We start from the raw sequence: 651 nt of genomic DNA, 5'->3' as shown, positions 1-651 counted from the left end.
CGCCACCTGCACACCACCCAGATACAACTCACCCGCAACCCCGGGCGGCACCACACCCAACCGCGCATCCAACACATGGGCAGTGGTGTTCTGGACCGGCCTGCCGATGGTGACGTGGTCGGCTCCGGTCACGTCGACGTCCGTCACGTCGACCGCGGCTTCGGTGGGACCGTACAGGTTGTGAATGCTGGTGTCCGGCAACAGTGCGTGTGCCTCGAGTGCGACAGCCGCGGGCAGTGCCTCACCGGAGGTCAGCAGCCATCGCAACGAGTCGAGTTGCCGAATCCGTTGCTTCGGAACCACATCCAGGAACACCGACAACATCGACGGCACGAAGTGCACCGACGTCGCCCGTGTCGCACCGATCAAGTCCGCCAGATACAACGGATCCGCATGACCACCCGGCCGCGCCACCACCACCTGCGCACCAGACATCAACGGCGCGAACAACTCCGGCACCGACACATCAAAGGTCACCGGCGTCTTCAACACCACCCGATCGGTGTCGGCCAGTGCGAAGCGGCCGATGCACCACCACAAGCGGTTGGCCGCCGCCCGGTGTGACACGGTGACGCCCTTGGGCCGGCCCGTCGACCCCGACGTGAACAACGTGTACAACGCCGCATCACCGGACAACGACGACAACCGCTC

Annotated in this window: 1 protein-coding gene; it reads right to left on the bottom strand. The window is 65.3% G+C overall.

Features of this window, described 5'->3' with window-relative positions:
- On the bottom strand, positions 1-651 hold a 651-nt coding region (locus ACLQ3C_RS21450; RefSeq protein ID WP_425707113.1), incomplete at both ends, for an AMP-binding protein.

It is taken from the genome of Gordonia sp. DT30 (assembly GCF_049844915.1).
Taxonomy (GTDB): domain Bacteria; phylum Actinomycetota; class Actinomycetes; order Mycobacteriales; family Mycobacteriaceae; genus Gordonia.
This window is presented reverse-complemented; position numbering and strand designations above follow the sequence as displayed.